The organism is Streptomyces sp. A012304, from assembly GCF_026008495.1.
Classification (GTDB): domain Bacteria; phylum Actinomycetota; class Actinomycetes; order Streptomycetales; family Streptomycetaceae; genus Streptomyces.
Genome location: NZ_BQUN01000200.1, coordinates 80,843 through 88,865 on the forward strand (window position 1 = coordinate 80,843; position 8,023 = coordinate 88,865).

At 70.4% G+C, this 8,023-nt stretch carries 8 protein-coding genes; all 8 read left to right on the top strand.

From position 1 onward, the window contains the following. A partial coding sequence (locus ALMP_RS40380; RefSeq protein WP_264936979.1) for an ABC transporter permease occupies positions 1-364 on the top strand: 364 nt, incomplete at its 5' end. Further along, positions 361-1,722 carry an aminotransferase class III-fold pyridoxal phosphate-dependent enzyme gene (locus ALMP_RS40385; RefSeq protein ID WP_264936980.1) on the top strand — a complete coding sequence of 454 codons (1,362 nt, stop codon included), beginning with the start codon at positions 361-363 and terminating at the stop codon, positions 1,720-1,722. The genes ALMP_RS40380 and ALMP_RS40385, both read left to right, overlap by 4 nt. Before the next feature lie 23 nt (positions 1,723-1,745). Then, on the top strand, positions 1,746-2,699 hold the full coding sequence (locus ALMP_RS40390) for a succinylglutamate desuccinylase/aspartoacylase family protein (RefSeq protein WP_264936981.1): 954 nt from the start codon (positions 1,746-1,748) through the stop codon (positions 2,697-2,699). Further along, complete coding sequence (locus ALMP_RS40395; RefSeq protein WP_264936982.1) at positions 2,696-4,156, top strand: aldehyde dehydrogenase; 1,461 nt, start codon at positions 2,696-2,698, stop codon at positions 4,154-4,156. The genes ALMP_RS40390 and ALMP_RS40395 overlap by 4 nt, the downstream gene beginning before the upstream one ends. Then, a complete protein-coding gene (locus ALMP_RS40400; protein WP_264936983.1) occupies positions 4,153-5,091 on the top strand; it encodes an aldo/keto reductase in 939 nt (312 codons plus the stop codon). Before ALMP_RS40395 ends, ALMP_RS40400 begins: the two co-directional genes overlap by 4 nt. Positions 5,092-5,137: 46 nt before the next feature. Then, a complete protein-coding gene (locus tag ALMP_RS40405; RefSeq protein ID WP_264936984.1) occupies positions 5,138-5,803 on the top strand; it encodes a haloacid dehalogenase type II in 666 nt (221 codons plus the stop codon). 49 nt (positions 5,804-5,852) lie between these two features. Then, positions 5,853-7,136 (top strand): FAD-binding oxidoreductase, encoded by a 1,284-nt coding sequence (locus ALMP_RS40410; protein ID WP_264936985.1) that lies wholly within the window; start codon positions 5,853-5,855, stop codon positions 7,134-7,136. A 91-nt stretch (positions 7,137-7,227) separates the two neighbouring features. Further along, positions 7,228-8,023 (top strand): lyase family protein (locus tag ALMP_RS40415; protein ID WP_264936986.1); only part of this gene is annotated, 796 nt, incomplete at its 3' end.

The window sequence follows — 8,023 nt, forward strand, 5'->3', positions numbered from 1 at the left end:
AGACGCCGCCGCCAGCATGGGCGCCGGCCGCCTCACCATCGCCCGGCGCATCACCTTCCCCCTCGCCGCCCCCGGCATGATCGCCGCAGCGATCTTCTCCTTCATCACCAGCTTCGACGAGTTCTACATCTCCCAGTTCCTCTCCTCCGTCGACACCGTCACCCTGCCGGTGCGGGTCTACAACTCCCTCACCTTCGAGATCGACCCCAGCGTCACCGCCGTCAGCGCGCTCCTCACCGCCTTCGCCATCCTCGCCCTCGGCCTCGTCGCCCTGGTCCGCTGGATCGGCTCCGGCCGACAGGACTCCCTGCTCTCGGTCGAGAACACAGTCGGCGTCGCCAACCCCGGAGGCGACGCCGTATGACCACCGCCACCGCTCAGCGGCACCTGCTGCTGAACATGACCGACAACGGCTCGCTCGCGCTGCCGGATCAGGAACTGTTCGTCGTCCGCCGCGGCGAGGGCCCGTACGTCGATGACGCGGAAGGCAGGCGTTACATCGACGGCCTGTCAGGGCTGTACTGCTGCCAGCTCGGCTACTCCTACGGTGCCGAGTTCGCCGAGGCGGCCGAACGGCAACTGCGCGAACTGTGCTACAGCCCGCTGTGGACCGGCTCCGCGCACCCCTCGGCCATCGAACTCGCCGAGCGGCTGTCCCGGATCGCCCCCGTCGACATCGAGCACACCTTCTTCTCGAGCGGCGGCGCCGAGTCCGTCGAGACGGCCTGGAAGATAGCCCGCCGCTACCACGCCCTGCGAGGCGAGCCGGGCCGCACCAAGGCGATCGCCCGGCGCGGCGCCTACCACGGCCTGACCATCGGCACCCTGTCGTTCAACGACGACCCCGGCCTGACGGAGCCGTACGGACCGCCGGCGATCGACACCCGGTTCGTGTCGAACACCAACCGCCACGGCCTGGCCCCGGAGTTCGCGGACGACGAGGTGTACACGGCCTGGCTGCTCGCGGAGTTGGAGGCCGCGATCCTGACCGAGGGTCCGGAGACCGTGGCGATGCTCATCGCCGAGCCGGTGCAGAACCGGGGCGGCTGCATCACCCCGCCCCGGGGTTACTGGCAGGGTTTGCGGGCGCTGGCCGACCGGTACGGCTTCCTGCTCGTCGCGGACGAGGTCATCACGGCCTTCGGCCGGATCGGGGAGTGGTTCGGCGGGGACCGCTACGGCGCCCGACCGGACATGGTCACCGTCGCCAAGGGCATCACCGCCGGATACGCCCCCCTGGGCGCGACCCTGGTCGGCACCAAGGTCACCGAGGTCATCAACCGGCCCGGCGCAGTCCTCAACCACGGCTACACCTTCGCCGGGCACCCGCTGAGCACGGCCATCGCCCTGCGCAACCTGGAGATCATGGAGCGGGACCGCGTCCTGGACAACGTCCGCGGACTCCAGGGCGACCTGGCCAAGCGCATGGCGGCGCTCAAGGACCTGCCGATCGTCGGCGACGTCCGCGGCACCGGGTTCTTCTACTCCTGCGAACTCGTCGGCGACCTCGACGACGGCGCTTTCAGCGCCAAGGCCCGAGCCGAGCTGATCGGCGACCTGATCCCGCGCCGACTGCGCGAGGCCGGCCTGCTGGCCCGCGTCTACGACCGCTCCAGGCCGCTCGTCCAGATCGCGCCCCCGCTGATCAGCGACCGCACCGTCCTCGACCGTATCGCCGCGATCATCGCAGGCACCCTCGCCGAGGCGTCGTCCCGCATCTGATCCCCGTATTGGGAAGGAACCACATGTACTCCATCGGTCCGCTGACCGTCGCGCCGGGCGAGCGCGCCCACGGCCTGATCCCGGTCGGCACCAGCAGCTACGGCGTGGAGCTCGGCATTCCGCTGATCGTCGTCAACGGCGCCCAGGACGGCCCGGTCCTGTGCGTGGACGCGGGCGTGCACGGCGACGAGTACGACGGCCAGGAGGCCATCCGCCGCGTCCTCGCCGACATCGACCCGGCCACCCTGCGCGGCACCGTCGTCGGCATCCCCTGCCTGAACACCCCGGCCTTCGAGGCGGCGGCCCGCGCCAGCGGCATCGACCACCTCAACCTCAACCGCATCTTCCCGGGCGACCCGGAAGGCTCCTACTCCCAGCGTCTGGCCGCCACCTTCGTGGAGAAGGTCGTGCCGGCCGTCGACGCCGTGATCGACCTGCACACCGGCGGCGCCTACGGCGAGATCGCCCCGCTCGTCATCCTCCAGGGCGGCTACGAGGACCTGGCGACGGACCTGGCGCTCGCCGCCGGGCACGAGCTGGTCTGGAAGGGCGGCAAGTGGGGCGGCACGGTCCGCCACCCCGTCCTCGAAGCCGGCAAGCCCGCCATCACCATCGAGTGCGGCGGCGCCACCTACCGCGAAGCCAACGTCGAGCACCACATGCACTCGATCCGCAACATCCTCCGCAGCCTCGGCATGATCGACGGCGCGGCGGAGCTGCGGGACACCTACACGACCGTCTCCGGCACCTTCGCCCGGTCCGCCGCCGGCGGCTTCTTCGTCGCCCGCGCCGAGCCGGGGGAGAACTGCAAGGAAGGCGACCTGATCGCCACCATCACCGACCACTACGGCAACGTGCTGGAGGAGGTCAGCGCGCCGCAGGACGGCATCGTGCTCTGGGTCCGCCGGATCCGCACGGTCCGCCCCGGCGACGAGGTCGTCATCTTCGGCGAGGTGCTTGGGGAGATCCAGCCATGACCGGCGAACTGCAACTGACCGAGCTGCTCATCGACGGCAAGCACGTCCCCGCCGCCGACGGACGCTCCTTCACCGTCCTCGACCCGTCCAACGACACGGCCCTCGCCCAGGTGGCACTGGCCGGCAAGGCGGACGTGGACCAGGCGGTGGCCGCCGCGCGCGCGGCCTTCACCGCTCCCGAGTGGGCCGGGATGCGTGCCGCCGACCGGGGCCGGATCCTGTACCGGATCGCGGAGGCCATCCGCTACCAGGGCGAACGGCTGGCCCGCCTGGAGAGCCAGGACGTCGGCAAGCCGCTCCGCCAGGCGAAGGCCGACGTCGAGGCGGCGGCCCGCTACTTCGAGTTCTACGCGGGCGTCGCCGACAAGCTCGGCGGCTCGACGATCCCGCTCGGCCCCGGCCTGATCGACTACACCGTCCGTGAGCCGATCGGCGTCTCCGGTCAGATCATCCCGTTCAACTACCCGCTCCAGAACACCGCGAGGGGCTCCGCCCCGGCGCTGGCCGCCGGCTGCACGGTGGTGCTCAAGCCGTCACCCGAGGCGCCGCTCACCCCGCTGGAGATCGGCAGGATCGCCCTGGAGTGCGGACTTCCGCCAGGCGTTCTGAACGTCGTCCCCGGCGACGGCGAGACCGGCGCGGCCCTCGCCGGCCACCCGGACATCAACCAGGTCACCTTCACGGGCTCGGTGCCGACCGGTATCAAGGTCGCCCAGGCCGCCGCAGCCAACGTGGTGCCCTCCGTCACCGAACTGGGCGGCAAGTCGCCGGTCGTCGTCTTCGCGGACGCCGACTTCGACCTGGCGCTCGGCGCGGTAGCCGCCTCCGCGTTCGGCAACGCCGGGCAGACCTGCTCGGCCGGCACCCGGCTGCTGCTCCAGCGCGGCGCCGAGGAGTTCCTGGACAAGCTCGTCGCACACGTCGCGTCCCTGCGCCTCGGCCCCGGTCTCACCGACCCGGACGTCGGCCCGCTCGTCGCCGCACGGCAGCGGGACCGGGTCCTCGGCTACCTGGAGCTGGCACGGGAGGAGGGCGCCGTGGCACGGGCCGGCGGAGGCGCCCCCTCGGACCCCGAGCTCGCCGACGGATACTTCGTCGAGCCGACCGTCCTGACCGGTCTGGACAACCAGGCCCGTTGCGCCCGCGAGGAGATCTTCGGTCCCGTCGTCACGGTCATCGAGTTCGACGACGCGGCCGAGGCCCTGGAGATCGCCAACGACAGCCCGTACGGCCTCGCCTCGTACGTGTGGACCCGCGACATCGACAAGGCGATGCGGATGGCCGAGGGCATCCGGGCCGGCCAGGTCTACGTCAACGCCACCGGCGTCGGCACCGGCGTCGAGCTTCCCTTCGGCGGCTACAAGCACAGCGGCTGGGGCCGGGAGAAGGGCCTCGAAGGCCTGGCCAGCTACCTGCAGACCAAGAACGTCTGCATCGGATTCGGCAGCCGGCCATGAGATACCGATCGCTCGGAGAGCGTGGCCCGACCGTGTCGGTGGTCGGCGTGGGCGGCAACAACTTCGGCGCCCGCCTCGACGAGGACGGCACGAAGGCCGTCGTCCACGCCGCCCTCGACGCCGGGATCACCCTGTTCGACACCGCCGACATGTACGGCGGGTCCGGGGAACGGGGCGGCCTCCGCGGCGACGGTGAACGGCTCCTCGGGGCCGCCCTCAAAGGCAACCGCGACCACGTGGTGCTGGCCACCAAGTTCGGCATGGAGATGGGCCGGGACGCCGACCTGTACGGTCCGCGCGGGGCCCGCTCCTACATCCGGTACGCGGTCGAGGCATCGCTCACCCGGCTCGGCACCGACCGGATCGACCTGTACCAGTACCACGAACCCGACGGCGTCACGCCGCTGGAGGCGACGGTCGCCGCGCTCCAGGAGCTGGTCGACGAGGGCAAGATCCGGTACATCGGCTGCTCCAACCTCCCGGCCGAGCAGGTCACGGACGCCTTCGTGTCCACCCAGGACCGCTACCACCTGCTCGACCGCGGCGTGGAGCAGGACCTGATCCCGGCCTGCCTGCGCCACGGCGTCGGCCTGCTGCCGTACTACCCGCTGGCCAACGGCTTGCTCAGCGGCAAGTACCGGCGCGGCGAGGAGCCCCCGCCCGGCAGCAGGCTGTCCTGGCGGCAGGGCTGGCTCACCGATGCGGCCCTCGACAAGGTCGAGGCGCTCACCGCGTACGGCGCCGAACGCGGCCTGACCCTCCTCCAGGTCGCGGTCGGCGGCCTGGCGGCCCTGCCCGCCGTCGGTTCCGTCATCTGCGGCGCCATGAGCCCCGAGCAGGTCACCGCCAACGCGGCGGCGGCCGACTGGATACCGAGCCCGGCCGACCTGGCCGCGCTCGACGCGATCGTCACCCCCGGCGAACGCGTCGTCTGAAGCCCCCACCCCCTCTGAAAACCGCGAGAGACCAAGGCTGGACACCATGCGAGAGATCGTCACCTTCGACGCGTATGCGACCCTGATCAACTTCGAGCTCGGTCCCACGACCCTGAAGGTCCTGGAGGACCGGCTGGATCTGGACAACCTGGATGTCGACGAGTTCCTCGACGACTTCCGCGTCATGCGCTTCCAGGCCGTCCTGGAGGCCTACCGCCCTTACCACGAGGTCCTGCACTCCAGCCTGCGCAACGCGATGCGCCTGCACGGCCTGGAGTACCGCGAGTCCGACGGCGAGGCCCTCGTGGACGCCGTCCCCACCTTCGGCCCCTGGCCGGAGGTCCCCGCGGCCCTGCGGCAGCTGAAGACCAAGTACGAGATCGCCATCATCTCCAACACCGACGACAACCTGATCGCGCGGAACGTCGAGAACATCGGCGTCGATTTCGACTACGTCATCACCGCCCAGCAGGCCGGTGCCTACAAGCCGGACCGCCAGGCCTTCAAGCACGCCTTCCGGACCATGGGTGTCGAGCCGTCGCAGGTCATCCACGTCGCCCAGGGCTGGGAGTACGACCACATCCCGACCCGCGACCTCGGCCTGAAGCGCCGGGTGTGGATCAACCGCTACGGCCGCAAGGGCAGCGCCGACTACCAGCCGTACGACGAGCTGCCCGACCTGTCGGGCCTGCCGAAGCTCCTCGGCTGCTGACCGACGGCGCAACCGGCGAAACAGACCGAGAACACAGAGGACGCACGCCATGAAGCAGATCCCCTACTGGATGGACACAGCCCCGGCCCTGCCCGACCGTTCCGGGAAGGACCTGCCCGACGAGGCGGATGTGGTGGTGATCGGCGGCGGCCTCACCGGCCTGTCCACCGCCTACCACGCCGCCCTCAAGGGTGCCCGGGTCGTCCTGGTCGAGAAGGACCAGGTCGGTTCGGGCGCCTCGGGGCGCAACGGCAGCCACTGCAACCCCGGCATCACCATCAGCCCGGCCCAGGCCCGCCAGCGCTACGGGCAGGAACGTGCTCGCGAACTCTACGACGCGTTCCGCGTCGCAGTGGACCTCGTCGAGGAGATCGCGGTCAAGGAGAAGATCGACTGCGACTTCCACCGTGCCGGGCGCCTCGGCTTGGTCTGCAAGCCCAAGCACCTCGAGGGCATGCACGCCAAGCAGCGCGACCTGGCCGAGAACTTCGGCCACGAGACGGTCGTCCTGAGCAAGAGTGAGCTGCGCGCCGAGCTGGGCTCGGACTACTACCACGGCGCCCTGCTCGACCCGCTCGGCGCAGCCCTGCACGTGGGCAAGTTCGTCGTCGGTTTGGCAGACGCCGCCGAGCGTGCCGGCGCCGAGATCCACGAGCGCAACGCCGCCACCGGCCTCACCCGCCTCCCTGGCGGCGGCTTCGTGGTGGAGACCATGCGCGGCACCATCCGTGCCAAGCAGGTCATGGCGGCGACGGATGCCTACACCGACCAGTCGATGCCGTGGTTCCGTAAGCGGCTGATCAACGTCGGCAGCTTCATCATCGTCACCGAGCCGCTGGGGGAGGCGCGCGCCAAGGAGCTCATCCCCAACGGCCGCCTGCTGGTCGCCCACAAGAATGTCGGCAACTACATCCGTCTCACGCCGGACAACCGCCTCGCCTTCGGCGGCCGGGCCCGCTTCGCCCCCTCCAACCCGGCCTCCGACATCAAGAGCGGCGACATCCTCAAGCGGGAGATGACCGAGATCTTCCCGCAGCTGGCGGGGGTGCGCATCGACTACGTGTGGGGCGGCATGGTCGGTTTCTCCTGGGACCGCATTCCGCACGCGGGCGAGGTGAACGGCCTGTACTACTCCATGGGTTACTGCGGCCACGGCGTTCAGATGGCCACCTACATGGGCCGCGCGGTCGCCGAGATGATGGACGGCAACCCCGAGGCCAACCCGATGCGCGGCTTCGGCTTCCCGAAGGTGCCCGTCCCCTTCTACAACGGCACCGCCTGGTTCCTGCCGTTCGGCGGCGCCTACTACAAGGCGAAGGATCGCCTGCTCTGAGCAGGTACCGACACCGGTGACACCGCGGGGGCCTTCCACGCAGCGACGCGGAAGGCCCCCCACCATGCCTCCCGAGAGAGGGCCCCAGCCCATGACCGCCGTCACCCGCACTGAGCACGATCTGCTCGGCGACCGGGACGTTCCCGCCGATGCCTACTGGGGTGTGCACACCCTGCGGGCGACCGAGAACTTCCCGATCACCGGCACTCCGATCTCCGCCTACCCGCACCTGATCGACGCCCTCGCCGCGGTCAAAGAGGCCGCTGCCCTCGCCAACGAGGAGCTGGGCCTGCTGGAGCCGGCGAAGGCCGCCGCGATCGTCGCCGCCTGCCGCGAGATCCGCGCCGGCAAGCTGCACGAGCAGTTCGTCGTCGACGTGATCCAGGGCGGTGCCGGGACGTCGACCAACATGAACGCCAACGAGGTCGTGGCCAACCGGGCGTTGGAGCTGCTGGGCCACACCAAGGGCGAGTACCGGTACCTGCATCCCAATGAGGACGTCAACCTCGGTCAGTCGACCAACGACGTCTACCCGACCGCTGTGAAGGTCGCGACGGTGTTCGCGGTGCGCGGGCTGCTCAAGGCGATGGCGGTGCTGCAGGACGCCTTCGCGGCCAAGGCGGTGGAGTTCCGTGACGTGCTGAAGATGGGCCGCACGCAGTTGCAGGACGCGGTGCCGATGACGCTCGGCCAGGAGTTCTCCGCGTACGCCGTCATGATCGAGGAGGACCGCAGCCGACTCGCGGAGGCGGTGGAACTGATCCATGAGATCAACCTGGGGGCCACGGCGATCGGTACCGGTCTCAACGCGCCCGCCGGGTATGCCGAGTCGGCCCGCCGCCACCTCGCCGCCATCACCGGGCTGCCGCTGGTCACCGCCGCCAACC

Coding starts and splice junctions, on each gene's coding strand:
- ALMP_RS40385 (WP_264936980.1), top strand. CDS start 361: ATGACCACCGCCACCGCTCAGCGGCACCTGCTGCTGAACATGACCGAC.
- ALMP_RS40390 (WP_264936981.1), top strand. CDS start 1,746: ATGTACTCCATCGGTCCGCTGACCGTCGCGCCGGGCGAGCGCGCCCAC.
- ALMP_RS40395 (WP_264936982.1), top strand. CDS start 2,696: ATGACCGGCGAACTGCAACTGACCGAGCTGCTCATCGACGGCAAGCAC.
- ALMP_RS40400 (WP_264936983.1), top strand. CDS start 4,153: ATGAGATACCGATCGCTCGGAGAGCGTGGCCCGACCGTGTCGGTGGTC.
- ALMP_RS40405 (WP_264936984.1), top strand. CDS start 5,138: ATGCGAGAGATCGTCACCTTCGACGCGTATGCGACCCTGATCAACTTC.
- ALMP_RS40410 (WP_264936985.1), top strand. CDS start 5,853: ATGAAGCAGATCCCCTACTGGATGGACACAGCCCCGGCCCTGCCCGAC.